At 55.6% G+C, this 15,324-nt stretch carries 15 protein-coding genes, 5 tRNA genes and 1 pseudogene; 2 read left to right on the top strand and 19 right to left on the bottom strand.

Annotated elements, in window-relative coordinates:
- The 19 genes and pseudogenes from DD606_RS26510 to mltB form a co-directional block, all read right to left on the bottom strand.
- Positions 1-171: pseudogene (locus DD606_RS26510) on the bottom strand (AraC family transcriptional regulator); the annotation flags it as partial.
- A gap of 53 nt (positions 172-224) precedes the next feature.
- Positions 225-740 carry an S-ribosylhomocysteine lyase gene (gene luxS / locus DD606_RS20950; RefSeq protein WP_003862180.1) on the bottom strand — a complete coding sequence of 172 codons (516 nt, stop codon included), beginning with the start codon at positions 738-740 and terminating at the stop codon, positions 225-227.
- 152 nt (positions 741-892) lie between these two features.
- Entirely contained in the window at positions 893-2,437 is a 1,545-nt protein-coding gene (gene gshA, locus DD606_RS20945; protein WP_022649137.1) for a glutamate--cysteine ligase, read from the bottom strand.
- An 83-nt stretch (positions 2,438-2,520) separates the two neighbouring features.
- Positions 2,521-2,949, bottom strand: coding sequence for a YqaA family protein (locus DD606_RS20940; RefSeq protein WP_017692791.1), 429 nt, complete (start codon positions 2,947-2,949; stop codon positions 2,521-2,523).
- Complete coding sequence (gene yqaB, locus DD606_RS20935; protein WP_129259069.1) at positions 2,946-3,512, bottom strand: fructose-1-phosphate/6-phosphogluconate phosphatase; 567 nt, start codon at positions 3,510-3,512, stop codon at positions 2,946-2,948. Before yqaB ends, DD606_RS20940 begins: the two co-directional genes overlap by 4 nt.
- Positions 3,513-3,630: 118 nt before the next feature.
- Positions 3,631-3,707: transfer RNA gene (locus DD606_RS20930), tRNA-Arg, on the bottom strand.
- A gap of 65 nt (positions 3,708-3,772) precedes the next feature.
- Positions 3,773-3,849 (bottom strand) — tRNA-Arg (locus DD606_RS20925).
- A gap of 64 nt (positions 3,850-3,913) precedes the next feature.
- Positions 3,914-3,990, bottom strand: a tRNA-Arg gene (locus DD606_RS20920).
- A 64-nt stretch (positions 3,991-4,054) separates the two neighbouring features.
- Positions 4,055-4,131, bottom strand: a tRNA-Arg gene (locus tag DD606_RS20915).
- A gap of 4 nt (positions 4,132-4,135) precedes the next feature.
- A tRNA-Ser gene (locus DD606_RS20910) sits at positions 4,136-4,228 on the bottom strand.
- Between the two features lie 342 nt (positions 4,229-4,570).
- A complete protein-coding gene (gene csrA, locus DD606_RS20905) occupies positions 4,571-4,756 on the bottom strand; it encodes a carbon storage regulator CsrA (RefSeq protein WP_000906486.1) in 186 nt (61 codons plus the stop codon).
- A gap of 241 nt (positions 4,757-4,997) precedes the next feature.
- Positions 4,998-7,625 carry an alanine--tRNA ligase gene (alaS, locus tag DD606_RS20900; protein WP_129259067.1) on the bottom strand — a complete coding sequence of 876 codons (2,628 nt, stop codon included), beginning with the start codon at positions 7,623-7,625 and terminating at the stop codon, positions 4,998-5,000.
- 131 nt (positions 7,626-7,756) lie between these two features.
- On the bottom strand, positions 7,757-8,257 hold the full coding sequence (gene recX, locus DD606_RS20895; RefSeq protein WP_017382782.1) for a recombination regulator RecX: 501 nt from the start codon (positions 8,255-8,257) through the stop codon (positions 7,757-7,759).
- 68 nt (positions 8,258-8,325) lie between these two features.
- Positions 8,326-9,384, bottom strand: a complete 1,059-nt coding sequence (gene recA, locus DD606_RS20890; protein ID WP_015571667.1) for a recombinase RecA — start codon at positions 9,382-9,384, stop codon at positions 8,326-8,328.
- Between the two features lie 89 nt (positions 9,385-9,473).
- On the bottom strand, positions 9,474-9,971 hold the full coding sequence (pncC, locus tag DD606_RS20885) for a nicotinamide-nucleotide amidase (protein ID WP_003862172.1): 498 nt from the start codon (positions 9,969-9,971) through the stop codon (positions 9,474-9,476).
- 130 nt (positions 9,972-10,101) lie between these two features.
- On the bottom strand, positions 10,102-10,980 hold the full coding sequence (locus DD606_RS20880; RefSeq protein ID WP_022651725.1) for a metal ABC transporter substrate-binding protein: 879 nt from the start codon (positions 10,978-10,980) through the stop codon (positions 10,102-10,104).
- Between the two features lie 14 nt (positions 10,981-10,994).
- Positions 10,995-11,855 carry a metal ABC transporter permease gene (locus tag DD606_RS20875; protein ID WP_015571669.1) on the bottom strand — a complete coding sequence of 287 codons (861 nt, stop codon included), beginning with the start codon at positions 11,853-11,855 and terminating at the stop codon, positions 10,995-10,997.
- On the bottom strand, positions 11,852-12,505 hold the full coding sequence (locus tag DD606_RS20870) for a metal ABC transporter ATP-binding protein (RefSeq protein ID WP_022651726.1): 654 nt from the start codon (positions 12,503-12,505) through the stop codon (positions 11,852-11,854). Before DD606_RS20870 ends, DD606_RS20875 begins: the two co-directional genes overlap by 4 nt.
- A 266-nt stretch (positions 12,506-12,771) precedes the next feature.
- Positions 12,772-13,872, bottom strand: coding sequence for a lytic murein transglycosylase B (mltB, locus tag DD606_RS20865; RefSeq protein WP_057979986.1), 1,101 nt, complete (start codon positions 13,870-13,872; stop codon positions 12,772-12,774).
- 251 nt (positions 13,873-14,123) lie between these two features.
- On the opposite strand from mltB, the gene srlA reads away from it, so the two are divergent.
- Together srlA and srlE are read left to right on the top strand one after the other, a co-directional pair.
- A complete protein-coding gene (gene srlA / locus DD606_RS20860; protein WP_003862164.1) occupies positions 14,124-14,687 on the top strand; it encodes a PTS glucitol/sorbitol transporter subunit IIC in 564 nt (187 codons plus the stop codon).
- The coding region (srlE, locus tag DD606_RS20855; protein WP_129259065.1) for a PTS glucitol/sorbitol transporter subunit IIB at positions 14,684-15,324 on the top strand (641 nt) is incomplete at its 3' end. The genes srlA and srlE, both read left to right, overlap by 4 nt.

Here is a 15,324-nt window from a genome sequence, read left to right as displayed (position 1 = left end):
CGGCACCACCCAGCAGCCGGATGCGGTATCCACCCGCACGACGCCGGTGAGGCTGTGCAGGAGCTGCGCGCAGTCGTGCTGATGCCACGGCTCGCTGTCGCCATGAGCATAATCATGCGAAAACGGCACAAGCGGGCGATGGGTAAAGGAGAAGGTGGTGGTTGTCGTCATCAGGATTGTAGGCCCGGTCAGCGAAGCGCCACCGGGCATCCACAGGCACGATACTAAATGTGCAGTTCCTGAAGTTTTTCTTTTGGCAGGGCCAGCTCGTCGTTGCTGTTTACACGAACATCACGTTCGATGATATGACGGGCAATCTCCTGAGCTTCTTCCAGAGAGTGCATCTGGTAAGTGCCGCACTGGTAAACGTTCAGCTCAGGGATCTGGTTCTGCTCTTTCACCTTCAGCACGTCTTCCATCGCCGCTTTCCACGCATCCGCGACGCGTTTCTCTTCAGGCTGACCAATCAGGCTCATGTAGAAACCGGTTCGGCAGCCCATCGGAGAGATATCGATGATCTCCACGCCGTTGCCGTTCAGGTGGTCGCGCATGAATCCGGCGAACAGGTGTTCCAGCGTGTGAATGCCTTTCTCTGGCATCACTTCTTTATTCGGCACGCAGAAGCGCAGGTCGAAAACGGTGATCGTGTCGCCGTGCGGCGTGTTCATGGTCTTCGCCACGCGGACTGCTGGTGCTTCCATACGGGTATGGTCGACAGTAAAGCTATCTAATAACGGCATACGTCACCTCCGATAGTGATTTTTTTTAAAATAAACTGAACTCTTCTACAGAATGCGCGTCTGAGTATATGAAAGACGCGCATTTGTTATCATCATCCCTGAATTCAGAGATGTATATTTTGGCCACAGCGATGTGGCCTTTTTCTTTTGGTTCAGGCCTGCTTCGCCAGAAACGCCTCAAACGACTCCGTATCCGCCGCTTCGACCTCTTTCTGACGCACAACGGACGCATCGCGCTCTGCCACAAAATCCGCTTCGCTCAGGATCTCTAACGGCTCCTGCATCAGCATCTCACGGTACTCCGCTGAGAGTGAACGCCCTGTGCCACCAATTCCCTGCTCAATCATAGAACGCAGAATACGTGCTGAGAATGTCAGTTCCGGGTTATCAAAGCTTTCAACCAGTTCGTCGCAGACCTTCTGGTAAGCTTCGCCGCCGTACACGCTATCCAGCGTCTGGGCTACGCGCTTCAGGTCATGGAACAGATCCTTCCCTACCTTAGACAGTGGGAACTGAGCCGTTTCACAGCCAATACCTAACGTCAGGCCCGGCTTGCGCCCTTCCAGAATCACGCGATTCCAGTTGGCACGGGTACACAGCAGTTCGTCGGAACTCATTTCCGGCGCATCCGCCAGTACGCACCAGACCATAAACAGGTCAAGGAAACGAACCTGCTGCTCGTCAACGCCAATCGGTGAGAACGGGTTGATATCCAGCGAGCGCACTTCAATGTATTCGATCCCGCCGCGCTGTAGCGCATCCGACGGCGTTTCACCGCTGCGCGTCACGCGCTTCGGACGAATCGGCGCATACAGTTCATTTTCAATCTGCAACACGTTGGTGTTAATTTGCAGGCGTTTGCCGTCTTTTTCGAGGCCGATTTTTTCGTACTCTTCCGACGGGGTTTTTATCGCCCGCTTCAAGCCTGCCACATATTCGTGCAGATCGTTAAACGTAATTCCGAGATTGCTTTGCGATTTATTGGTATAGCCAAGGTCGCTCAGGCGCAGGGAGGTCGCGTATGGCAGGTAATACATGCCACATTCGGTCTTCTCGAACGGTAGCGTGGTCGGTTTCCCTTGCAGGAACGATGAACAGATAGCCGGGGACGCGCCGAACAGATACGGAATAACCCAGCCAAAACGGTAGTAGTTGCGGATCAGGCGGAAGTAGCCCGCGGAGATCGCTTCTTTATCCGTTTCACCGCACTTCGCCTGCCAGAACGCCATCGGCAGAGAAAAGTTGTAGTGCACGCCAGAGATCGTCTGCATCAGTGCGCCGTAGCGGTTTTTCAGTCCTTCGCGATACAGCGTTTTCAGCCGACCTATATTCGAGGTACCGTACTGCGCCAGCTCGATATCCTGCCCCTGCTCGATATAGCACGGCATGCTGAGCGGCCACATACGCTCGTCGCCGAGGTTGCGGGCGGTGAAGCGATGCACGTCGCGCATGATCGTCAGCATATGATCAATATCACCGTCTACTGGCGTGATGAACTCCAGCAGCGCTTCGGCGAAATCGGTTGTGATCCATTTATGTGTCAGCGCCGAGCCTAACGCCTTCGGGTGTCCCGTAGTCGCTAAGCTACCATCCGCATTTACGCGCAGCGTTTCGCGCTCAAGCCCACGCTGAATCCCCTTCAGTGCCTGAGGGTGATTTTCCAGCCAGGCCAGCGCCTGTGATACGTCCGGGATCAATTTGACCTCCCGCCTGTCAAAAAATTGTCACTCAGCATAATTGTAATGGTTGACGATTGAAGGTCGCGAATTCATTCCACCAATTAGTGCCACCACGTCATACCCTGTAGTGTTACCCATGCCAGTAAAACATAGCGTAACGCCTTGCCAAGGCACAAAAAAAAGAGCACCGGTCCCCAGGAGATGCGCATCCATCCCGCCAGCAGACACAGTAAATCGCCTATTACAGGCATCCAGCTTAATAACAGCGTGGCAGCGCCATAGCGTTTTAGCCAGCCCACTGCCTTTTCCTGCCAGCGAGATTTTTCGCGTAGCGGAAAGAAACGTCCAAGAATAACGTTAGTCAGCCCTCCAAGGCTATTACCCATTGTTGCTATTAAGACCAGCAACCAGGGCTGACTTACGCCGGACAACAGCATCGCCACCAGCACCACTTCCGAATTCCCCGGTAAGAGGGTGGAGCTTAAAAAACTGCTGGCGAATAATGAAGCGAGTGACAGCGCGTCACTCACAGTAAGCGAACGTCCACCGCCGCCATTCCGGCATCACGCGCGGCCTGAATACCAAAATCAGCATCTTCAAACACCACGCATTTTGCAGGTGGAACACCCATTAATTCTGCACAGAGCAGGAAGGTATCCGGTGCGGGTTTATGATGTTTAACATGATCGGCGGCAACGACGGCAGAAAAATAGTGGCGCAGGCCAAGGTGATTGAGTAGCGCTTCAGCAATCGCGCTCTCGCTGCCCGTACCGACAGACATATGACGACGGCCGTGCCACTCCTTGACGACGTCAATGAGTGGTAAAGGCTGCACGGTGTCTAACAGCATGGCTTTTACCGCGTCGGTTTTTTCACGCGCGAGCTGGTGAGGGTCGAGATCGGCCTGATTCAGCTCAATCACGGCCTGTGCGATACGCCAGGTGGGCGATCCGTTGAGGGCAATCATCGCCTGTAAATCGAAACGCATACCGTAACGGCCCAGGACTTCGGTCCAGGCCTGACGATGCGTGGGTTCGGTATCCAGGAGGGTGCCGTCCATGTCGAAGATCAAACCGTCATACTGTGCGTACATCGTGCTCTCGCTAAACGATTAACAAAGCATTACTTTATCGTAAAAGGGGATTTTTGTCGCTGACAGAGAGCGTGATTGCTGACGGAACGTCGAAGGAATAAACAAAGGGGGGAGAAGATGGTGCATCCGGGAGGATTCGAACCTCCGACCGCTCGGTTCGTAGCCGAGTACTCTATCCAGCTGAGCTACGGATGCATCGGGATTTACTACTGTTACTGCTGATACTCGGTATCGCTTCAAAAGCAACACAAAGTAAAATATGGTGCATCCGGGAGGATTCGAACCTCCGACCGCTCGGTTCGTAGCCGAGTACTCTATCCAGCTGAGCTACGGATGCATCGGGATTTACTGCTGTACTTCTCGATACTCATATCACTTCAAAAGCAATATGAAGTAAAAAATGGTGCATCCGGGAGGATTCGAACCTCCGACCGCTCGGTTCGTAGCCGAGTACTCTATCCAGCTGAGCTACGGATGCATCGGGATTTACTACTGTACTGCTCGATATTCATATCACTTCGAAAGCAATATGAAGTAATAGATGGTGCATCCGGGAGGATTCGAACCTCCGACCGCTCGGTTCGTAGCCGAGTACTCTATCCAGCTGAGCTACGGATGCAAAATGGCGGTGAGGCGGGGATTCGAACCCCGGATGCAGCTTTTGACCGCATACTCCCTTAGCAGGGGAGCGCCTTCAGCCTCTCGGCCACCTCACCACACAACGCCTCTTTCGAGTGCTTCGAGCAACTCGTTAAGAGCTTCTCGTCGCTGCGTGGCGCATATATTACTTTCTGGGACTTATAAGTCAAACAATTTTCCACATGCTTTTTTCGTTTGCACAATTCGCACTCAATTCGCATGTAAAAGCCGCAAAGAGAGTGTTTTATAAGCGGATTTTGCAGGCATCTTCACAGAATTCTGTTGAGAGAAGCGCGTCATTTGGATGAGATAAGGTTATGAGAGTGGTCAAAAACGAAGCGTTTGAAATAGAACGGTAACTTTATGCAGGAAAAATAACAGGAGGGTTGCGTCTCGCCCGACAGCGAGACGCGACAATATCAGTAACTGGACTGCTGGGATTTTTCAGCCTGGATACGCTGGTAGATCTCTTCACGGTGGACAGATACTTCTTTAGGAGCGTTAACACCAATACGTACCTGGTTACCCTTTACCCCTAAAACTGTCACGGTGACCTCATCCCCAATCATGAGGGTCTCACCAACTCGACGAGTCAGAATCAGCATTCTTTGCTCCTTGAAAGATTAAAAGAGTCGGGTCTCTTGTATCCCGGCATTATCCATCATATAACGCCAAAAAGTAAGCGATGACAAACACGTAAAGTGTAAGCAGTCACGGCATCACATTCTGTTAAACGTAAGTTTAGCCGATATACACAAACTCAACCTGACTTTATCGTTATCGATAGCGCAGTGAGCAAGACGCCATAACGTTACCGCTATGGCGTCTGCTTGTGCTTTGTAGTTATTACAGTTTCGCGCTTACCCAGCTTTCAACGCTGGCTAATGCCGCGGGAAGTGCCGCCGCATCCGTACCACCGGCTTGCGCCATGTCCGGACGACCGCCACCTTTGCCACCCACCTGCTGGGCGACCATGCCAATCAGTTCCCCTGCTTTGACACGATCCGTCACATCCTTAGAGACGCCCGCAATCAGAGAAACCTTACCCTCTGCGACCGTTGCCAGCACGATAACCGTCGAACCAAGCTGGTTCTTCAGATCGTCGACCATGGTACGCAGCATCTTAGGCTCAACGCCCGCCAGATCGCTGACCAGCAGTTTGACGCCCTTAATGTCTACCGCTTTGCTGGAGAGGTTTGCGCTCTCCTGCGCCGCAGCCTGTTCTTTCAGCTGCTGGAGTTCTTTTTCCAGCTGACGGGTACGATCCAGCGTGACACGCACTTTTTCGCCCAGGTTCTGGCTATCGCCTTTCAGCAGCTGCGCGATCTCGTGTAGCTGGTCGCTCTGCGCATGCAGGCTGTCAATTGCGCCTTCCCCGGTCACCGCCTCAATACGACGCACGCCTGCCGCCGTCCCCGACTCGGAAACGATGCGGAACAAGCCGATGTCACCGGTGCGGGATGCGTGAGTACCGCCACACAGTTCGGTAGAGAAGTCGCCCATGCTCAGCACGCGAACGCGGTCGTCATATTTCTCGCCAAACAGCGCCATCGCACCTTTCTTCTTCGCTGCCTCGAGATCCATGATGTGGGTTTCGATTGGCAGGTTACGGCGGATCTGGGCATTCACCAGGTCTTCCACCGCACGAATTTCAGATGGCTTCATCGCTTCAAAATGCGAGAAGTCGAAACGCAGCACTTTGTCATTAACCAGAGAACCTTTCTGTGCAACGTGCGTACCCAGCACTTCGCGCAGGGCTGCATGCATCAGGTGGGTTGCCGAGTGGTTCAGACGAATGCGCGCGCGGCGAGCTTCGTCAACGTTGGCCTGAACGCCCTCGCCCACTTTCAGAGAACCGGAAACCAGTTTGCCCTGGTGACCAATCGCCTGACCGTATTTCTGGGTATCGCTTACGCTGAAGCTGAAGCCATTGCCTTTCAGTTCGCCTTTATCGCCAACCTGACCGCCCGATTCCGCATAGAACGGCGTTTTATCCAGGATAACAACCGCGTCCTGACCCGCGCTAATGCTGTCTACGGCTTTACCGTCAACAAACAGCGCGGTTACGTTGCTGGTCAGGGCCAGCTCTTCGTAGCCTTTAAATTCAGACGCGCTATCAACGCGGATCATCGCGTTGTAGTCTGCGCCAAAACCGCTGGATTCACGCGCACGACGACGCTGCTCTTCCATTGCGGCTTCAAAGCCTGCTTCGTCAACTTTGATGTTGCGCTCGCGGCAAACGTCCGCCGTCAGGTCAACCGGGAAGCCGTAGGTGTCGTACAGGCGGAAAGCGGTTTCGCCATCCAGCGTGTCGCCCTTGAGTTTCGCCAGCTCGTCGTCCAGCAGCGCCAGACCGCGCTCCAGCGTACGGGCAAACTGCTCTTCTTCGGTTTTCAGAACCTGTTCAACCTGCGCCTGCTGGCGTTTCAGCTCGTCGCCGGCAGAGCCCATCACGCCAATCAGTGGCCCAACGAGTTTATAGAAGAAGGTGTCCTTCGCGCCCAGCATGTTGCCATGGCGGATCGCACGACGAATGATACGACGCAGCACATAGCCACGGTTTTCATTTGACGGGATAACGCCGTCAGCAATCAGGAACGCACAGGAACGAATATGGTCTGCGATAACGCGCAGTGATTTGTTGCTCAGATCGGTTGCGCCCGTTACCTCAGCAACGGCTTTGATCAGGGTGCTGAACAGGTCAATCTCATAGTTGGAGTTAACGTGTTGCAGAACGGCCGCGATACGCTCAAGGCCCATACCGGTATCTACGGACGGTTTTGGCAGCGGCTCCATGGTGCCGTCGGCCTGACGGTTGAACTGCATGAAGACGATGTTCCAGATCTCAATATAGCGATCGCCATCTTCTTCCGCGCTTCCCGGAGGGCCGCCCCAGATGTGGTCGCCATGATCGTAGAAGATCTCGGTGCACGGACCGCAAGGGCCGGTGTCGCCCATCTGCCAGAAGTTATCAGACGCGTAAGGCGCGCCTTTGTTGTCACCGATACGGATGATACGTTCGCGAGGGATACCCACTTCTTTTTCCCAGATGTCGAACGCTTCGTCATCGGTCTCATACACGGTCACCCACAGACGCTCTTTCGGCAGATTGAACCAGTTTTCACCGGTCAGCAGTTCCCACGCGTATTGAATGGCGTCGTGTTTGAAGTAGTCGCCGAAGCTGAAGTTACCCAGCATTTCGAAGAAGGTGTGGTGGCGCGCGGTGTAACCGACGTTTTCCAGATCGTTGTGTTTACCGCCCGCACGCACGCAACGCTGTGAGGTTGTGGCGCGGGAATAATTACGCTTGTCGAGACCAAGGAACACATCCTTGAACTGGTTCATCCCGGCGTTGGTAAACAGCAGAGTCGGGTCATTGTTCGGTACCAGGGAGCTGCTGGCAACAACCTGGTGTCCCTTACTATGGAAAAAATCGAGAAACGCCTGACGGATCTCAGCGGTGCTCTTGCTCATAATTATCCTGAAATCAAGCTAACGAAATGTCGCAGCAGATCTGTATCTGTAAACAGTTGGACGGACCAGCTACTGGAAAAAGTGGGAATAAGATAAGTTTTCTTTAGTGGGAAGTAAAATCCCGCATGCGTTCAATCGGTAAAATTACGCCAGATATCCTGAATATCTTCCATCAGGAAGCCGCGGTAGAGCAAAAAGCGCTGGATTTTAACTTTTTCTGAAAATTCACGCGGCAGCGGCTCACCGTACTTTCGTACCGCCTGCTCACGCGCCAGTTCGCACCAGTCAATTTCACTTTCGCGCATGGCTTTTTCAATCGATTCACGGGCAACGCCTTTCTGGTTCAGCTCCTGGCGGATACGCGCTGGCCCATAGCCTTTACGACCACGACTGGCAAGAAAGCGAGCGGCAAAACGGCCGTCATCCAGATAGTGATGCTCGTAGCACCAGGCAACCACGCGGTCATAATCTTCCGCGGTGGCATCAATGTCTTCCGGACCGTTTTTGCTCATGACGGGCGCTGACAGTTTCCGCCGCAGCTCCTGTTCGCTATGGTCACGCACGGCAAGAATACGCACGGCCCGATCCAGCAAGCGTGAGTAGGCTGGTCGGCGTGATGTCGGTTCACTCATAAAAAACCTGTCGATACAGAAATGCAAAAAGGGCCGCATCAGCAGCCCTTCATTTTTATCCGAGAGGATTAAAAGTCTTCGTTGGTTTCTTCAGCATCCGCGCCGTCGACCACGAAATCAGGTTTAGAGTCCTGGTTGTTCAGCAGGAGTTCACGCACCTTCTTCTCAATCTCTTTCGCCGCCGCCGGGTTCTCTTTCAGCCAGGAGATAGCATTCGCTTTACCCTGACCAATCTTGTCACCGTTGTAGCTGTACCATGCGCCCGCTTTTTCAATCAGCTTCTCTTTCACGCCCAGGTCAACCAGCTCGCCGAGGAAGTTGATACCTTCGCCGTAGAGGATCTGGAACTCAGCCTGTTTGAACGGTGCTGCGATTTTGTTCTTCACAACCTTCACGCGGGTTTCGCTACCGACTACGTTATCCCCCTCTTTCACCGCGCCGATACGGCGGATATCCAGACGGACAGAAGCGTAGAATTTCAGAGCGTTACCGCCGGTGGTAGTTTCCGGGTTACCGAACATTACACCAATTTTCATACGGATCTGGTTGATGAAGATCAGCAGCGTATTGGACTGCTTCAGGTTACCCGCCAGCTTACGCATCGCCTGGCTCATCATACGTGCCGCGAGGCCCATGTGAGAGTCACCGATTTCACCTTCAATTTCCGCTTTTGGCGTCAGCGCCGCAACGGAGTCGACGATGATCACATCAACCGCACCTGAGCGCGCCAGCGCGTCACAAATTTCCAGTGCCTGCTCGCCGGTGTCCGGCTGGGAGCACAGCAGGTTGTCGATATCAACGCCCAGTTTACGGGCATAGACCGGGTCCAGCGCGTGCTCGGCATCGATAAACGCACAGGTTTTACCTTCGCGCTGTGCCGCCGCAACAACCTGCAACGTCAGGGTGGTTTTACCCGAGGATTCCGGACCGTAGATTTCTACGATACGGCCCATCGGCAAACCGCCAGCGCCCAGTGCGATATCAAGAGAAAGCGAACCAGTGGAGATAGTTTCCACATCCATGGAACGGTCTTCACCCAGGCGCATGATGGAGCCTTTACCGAATTGCTTTTCGATCTGGCCCAGTGCTGCCGCCAACGCTTTCTGTTTGTTTTCGTCGATAGCCATTATTACTCCTGTCATGCCGGGAGAAGCAACTGCGCTTCACCATGGACTTCTGTTCTGTTGAGGCAATTATACTGTATAGTCATACAGTATCAAGTGTTTTGTAGAAATTGTTGCCAGAGCGTTTTTAACGCGTATTCCGTTGCCTGACGACGCACGCTTTCGCGATCGCCGCTGAAGCATTCCCGGCGGGTGATCCCTTCACCTTTTGAGGTGGCAAAGCCAAACCAGACGGTGCCGACAGGCTTCACGTCGCTGCCGCCGTCCGGCCCCGCGATACCGCTGATGGAGATAGCGTAATCTGCGCGCGCCTCTTTCAGCGCGCCAATCGCCATCTCGATCACCACCGGTTCGCTGACCGCGCCATGCTGCTCAAGCGTAGCTTCACGCACGCCAATCATCTGCGCTTTAGCCTCGTTACTGTAGGTCACAAAGCCGCGTTCAAACCAGGCGGAACTGCCAGCAATATCGGTAATTGCTTTCGCCACCCAGCCGCCGGTGCAGGATTCTGCGGTCGTGAGAGTCGCGCCGCGCTGTTTCAGCGCCAGCCCCACCACTTCGCTTAGCTGCATCAATTCATGGTCAGTCATTCTCGCTCCAGGCCTTAGAAAAACATGCAGCACAAGATAGCACTTTCTCATCAAATATGGGGATGCGCGTCGGGTTTTACGAGGGGGCTTCAGAAAAAAGCCGATGCGGGCGCACCGGCCAGAGAGACGCTTATTTCATGCTGTTAGCGAGGGTGTCCACATTGTGGCGAAACGCCTTGACGTAGGTGTCCGCCACGCCGCCCTTCGCGGACAGCGCTTCCGGGTAAAGTTCACCGCCCGGCTGGGCGCCCGTGGCGGTCGCAATCTGCTTCACCAGACGCGGGTCAAGCTGGTTTTCCATGAACCAGGTTTTCACGCCGTCAGCTTTAATCTGGTTGATGATCTCCGCTACCTGCGCCGCGCTGGCTTCACTCTCAGACGACAGCCCCTGCGGCGCCATAAACGTCACGCCGTAGGCGCGGCTGAAATAGCCGAAGGCGTCGTGGCTGGTCAGCACTTTGCGCTTCGCCTGTGGGATGTCGCTGAAACGCTTTTTAGCCCAACCGTCCAGCTGAGAGAGCTGCGCAATATAGGGTTTACCGGTAGCTTCAAGCGCCGCCGTATCTTCAGGATCGGCCTTCACCAGCCCTGAGAGAATATTTTGCGCATACAGCGCGCCGTTCGCCGCGCTGTTCCACGCGTGCGGATCGGTCACGGTTTTACCGCCCTCTTCCAGCGTGTGCGTTTTCACGCCGTCCGAGGCAACCACCAGCTGGCCTTTGAATCCAGAAGCTTTTACCAGACGGTCGAGCCAACCCTCCAGCCCCAGCCCATTGACCACCACCACGTCAGCTTTACTCAGCGCCGCGCTGTCTTTGGGCGAGGGTTCGAAAGTATGGGGATCACCGTCCGGCCCCACCAGCGTCGTCACCTTCACACGATCGCCGCCAACCTGCTGCGTGATGTCTCCCAGGATGGAAAAGCTGGTCACCACATTAAGCGTTTTCGCCATTACGCCGTGCGTCATCATGCCGAGCGCGAGCGCCACGGCTAACCCTGTACGTTTCATCGTTTCCCCTTGCGTTAAAAAAGCGCCCGCAGGCTATCCGCCAGCCTGCTGCGCGTGCCAAATAAAACTGAAATAAAGAACAATGCGCTGGCGGTCAGCACAATGGAGGGCCCGGCGGGCAGACTCACTGCCCAGGAAAGACTTAAGCCCAGCCACGCGCAAAAAATACCGCTGATACCCGCCATCAAAAGTAACCCTGGCAGTGTGCGCACCCAGCAGCGTGCCGCCACGGCGGGTAACATCATCAGCCCGACGGCCATCAACGTGCCGAGTACCTGAAAACCGGCCACCAGGTTGAGAACCAGCAGCGCCAGAAACAGACCGTGTAACATCCCGGGCAGCCAGCGCGCGTTCACCTGCAACCACGCAGTGTCGAACGCTTCGCTGACCAGCCCACGATAAAAAATCGCCAGCGTGAGGAGCGTGAACATGCAAACGCCCGTCACGAACAGGGCTGACGCGCTATCCACGGCGAGAATGGAGCCAAACAGAAGATGAAGCAGATCGACATTTGAACCGCGCAGCGACACCAGCGTGACGCCCAGCGCCAGGGAACCCAGGTAAAACCCCGCGAAGCTGGCATCCTCTTTAAGAGGTGTACGGCGGCTGACCAGCCCGGCCACCAGCGCAACGGCGATACCGGCAATAAACCCGCCGACAGTCATTGCCAGCAGCGACATTCCGCTGAGCAGATAGCCCACCGCGACACCCGGCAAAATGGCGTGAGAAAGGGCGTCCCCCATCAGGCTCATCCGACGCAGCTGAAGGAATACACCCAGCGCAGTGGTACTGACGGAGAGCGCCAGGCAAACCACCAGCGCGCGCCGCATAAAGCCGTACTCAATAAACGGCTGGAAGAAGAGATGCCAGATCATGCCACCCTCACCCGCTCGGTTTTCCAGTGCGGCGTATCAGCGTCCAGCCGCAACGTTTGTGGGAAGTGGCGCGAGACGCGTTCGCTGTCGTGCAGTACCGCCAGCAGGGTCTGCCCCTGCATATACATCTCCAGCATCAGATCCATCAGCACGTTGCAGGTCGCTTCATCGACGCCAGTGAAGGGTTCGTCCAGCATCACCAGCGGTGCCTGCTGCACTAAAACGCGGGCAAACAGCATGCGCTGGAATTGCCCGCCGGAAAGTTCATCAATAGTGGAGAACGCCATGGACTCCAGCCCCACGCGCTCCAGCGCGCCGGCAATGCGCATGCGGGCATCCCGACGAAAACCGGCAAACAGAGAGATTGCTGGCCAGCAGCCCATGCTCACCACGTCCTGCACGGTCAGAGGAAATTGCGCCTCCAGCGCGTGACGCTGCGCCAGCCAGCCCACCACCGGACGTCTCCCCTGCCAGCGAAACGTACCGCTGACGGGCGGAAGAAAGCCGGCGAGCGTTTTCAGCAGCGTGGATTTGCCGCAGCCGTTGGCCCCGACGATGGCGGTCATGCTCCCGCGTTCAATCACGCCGGACAGCGCGCGCGTAACGGGCTGGCGATCGTAACCCGCCACCAGGTCGTTCATCACGATCATGGCAACGCCACCGCCCAGCGCACGGCCAGGCCGAGAAACAGAATGAGCACCAGCGCCAGCAGCAGCCGAAGCGAGGATGAGAGAGAAAACAGGGACATGGATATCTCAATTAAATAATGTTATAACATAACAATAATGAAAGGCGATTGAGATGTAAACGGCGGGAGTAAACTGGGAGTGTGGCGAAATGTTTCTGCGGGAAACAGGTGCGGGCGGGTGCCCTCACCCCAGCCCTCTCCCACAGGGAGAGGGAGGCATAAGGGGACTTACTGGCTAAACGGTGACGCTGCTGGCACACGCGCCTGAGACACCGCCAGCCCCAGCTGCCACACCGCCATCGCATAGTGCGTGCTGTGGTTGTAGCGGGTAATGGTGTAGAAGTTCGGCAGCCCGAACCAGTACTGATAACCGGTTCCGACATCCAGGCGCAGCAGGCTCACCTGGTCAACATTGCCCAGCGGCTGAGACGGCGTTAAGCCTGCCGCTGCCAGCTGCGCCACGCTGTATTTGGTTTTAAATCCGTTTTCCAGACCAAACGCTTCGCCGTTCGCCTGTACCGCCACCTGGCCGCCCGGCGTCCAGCCATGCGCTTTGAAGTAGTTGGCCACGCTGCCAATAGCGTCTTCGGGATCCCACAGGTTGATGTGACCATCCCCGTTAAAATCTACCGCGTACTGCTTATAGGAGGACGGCATAAACTGGCCGTAGCCCATCGCACCGGCGAACGACCCTTTCAGATCTAACGGATCGTCCTGTTCGTCTCGCGCCATCAGCAGGAAGGTTTCCAGCTCGGAAGAGAAATACTCCGCGCGACGCGGGTAGTTGAAGGAGAGCGTCGCCAGCGCATCGAGGATGCGGGTTTTACCCATAATGCGTCCCCAGCGGGTCTCAACCCCAATAATACCGACGATGATCTCCGGCGGCACGCCATAGACCTGCCACGCGCGGTTCAGGGCGTCTTCATACTGATTCCAGAACACCACGCCATTTTGCACGTTGTCCGGGGTAATAAACTGTTTGCGATAACGCAGCCACGCCCCGTTTGGCCCGGTCGGCACCTGGGCCGTCGGCGCCTGCCTGTCCATCAGGCGCAGCACGTAGTCCAGACGCTTCGCCTGAGACAAAATGGCATGCAGCTGCTGGCGATCAAAACCGTGCTTGCTCACCATTTTATCGATGAACTGTTCGGCCGCAGGGTTATTCGCGAAGTCGCCTCCCATCTGCATCATATTGTGCTGCGGCTCCAGCAGGAATCCTCCGGAAGGCGCGCCCGCCGTTGGCTGAACGGCTTCGGTCTTGGGTTTGCTACTACAGGCGGACAGGAGAATAAGCGCAGGCAACAGCGCTGCATAACGACGCTTGAACATGTGGCATCCATTTAACGAGTTCGGTAAGAACCCAGTATGGTAAAGCATCCCCAACTCCTCAAGGAAGCGGTACGCACCTCCCCAACGCAAATCCGTGCCTTTTTCCACCAAAAATTATTCACCTCACCAATAAACTTTCAAAATAATACATTTTTCTTTCATTATGAGATCTAACTAACACTTTAAAACCTTTCAAAGTGATTATTATTAGCCGCAGATAGACAAAAACAAACGCCCTACAGGAGAGAAGAATGATAGAAACCATCACCCATGGCGCCGAGTGGTTCATCGGGCTGTTTCAGAAAGGCGGAGAAGTGTTCACTGGCATGGTGACCGGGATCCTGCCCCTGCTGATCAGCCTGCTGGTGATCATGAACGCGCTGATTAACTTTATCGGCCAGCAGCGCATCGAGCGCTTCGCCCAGCGCTGCGCCGGAAACCCGCTGTCCCGCTACCTGATACTGCCCTTTATCGGCACCTTCGTGTTCTGCAACCCGATGACCTTAAGCCTCGGCCGCTTTATGCCAGAGAAGTACAAGCCGAGCTATTACGCCGCCGCCTCCTACAGCTGCCATTCCATGAACGGCCTGTTCCCGCACATCAACCCCGGCGAACTGTTTGTCTATCTCGGGATCGCCAGCGGCCTGACCACGCTTGGCCTGCCGCTCGGCCCGCTGGCGGTGAGCTACCTGCTGGTCGGTCTGGTGACCAACTTCTTCCGCGGCTGGGTGACTGACCTCACCACCGCCATTTTCGAGAAAAAAATGGGCATCCAGCTTGAACAGAAAGTCCATCTTTCAGGAGCCACAGCATGAACCGGATCCGCATTGAGAAAGGCACGGGCGGCTGGGGCGGCCCGCTGGAGTTCGACGCCACCGAAGGCAAAAAGATTGTGTACATCACCGCGGGCACGCGCCCGGCGATCGTCGACAAGTTGCGCGATCTGACCGGCTGGGAAGCGGTCGACGGCTTCAAGGAAGGCGAACCGCCGGAAGCGGAAATCGGCGTGGCGGTGATCGACTGCGGCGGCACGCTGCGCTGCGGCATCTATCCGAAGCGCCGCATTCCGACGGTAAATATTCACTCCACCGGGAAATCCGGCCCGCTGGCGCAGTACATCGTTGAAGATATTTATGTGTCAGGCGTGAAGGAAGACAACATCACGCTGGTGAATGGCACATCTGCGCCGCAAAAAGCGGCCCCGCGCGAGTACGACACCAGCAAAAAAATCACCGAGCAGAGCGATGGCCTGCTGGCGAAGGTCGGGATGGGGATGGGGTCCGCCGTGGCGGTGCTGTTCCAGTCGGGGCGCGACACCATCGACACGGTGCTGAAGACCATTCTGCCGTTTATGGCATTCGTCTCGGCGCTGATCGGCATCATCATGGCCTCAGGCCTGGGCGACTGGATTGCCCACGGCCTCGCCCCGCTTGCCAGCCACCCGCTCGGGCT

This window comes from Enterobacter cloacae complex sp. GF14B (assembly GCF_004136805.1).
Taxonomy (GTDB): Bacteria; Pseudomonadota; Gammaproteobacteria; order Enterobacterales; family Enterobacteriaceae; genus Enterobacter; species Enterobacter hormaechei_C.
Note: the sequence above shows the minus strand (reverse complement) of the source record. Positions and strands in the feature narration are given on the sequence as shown.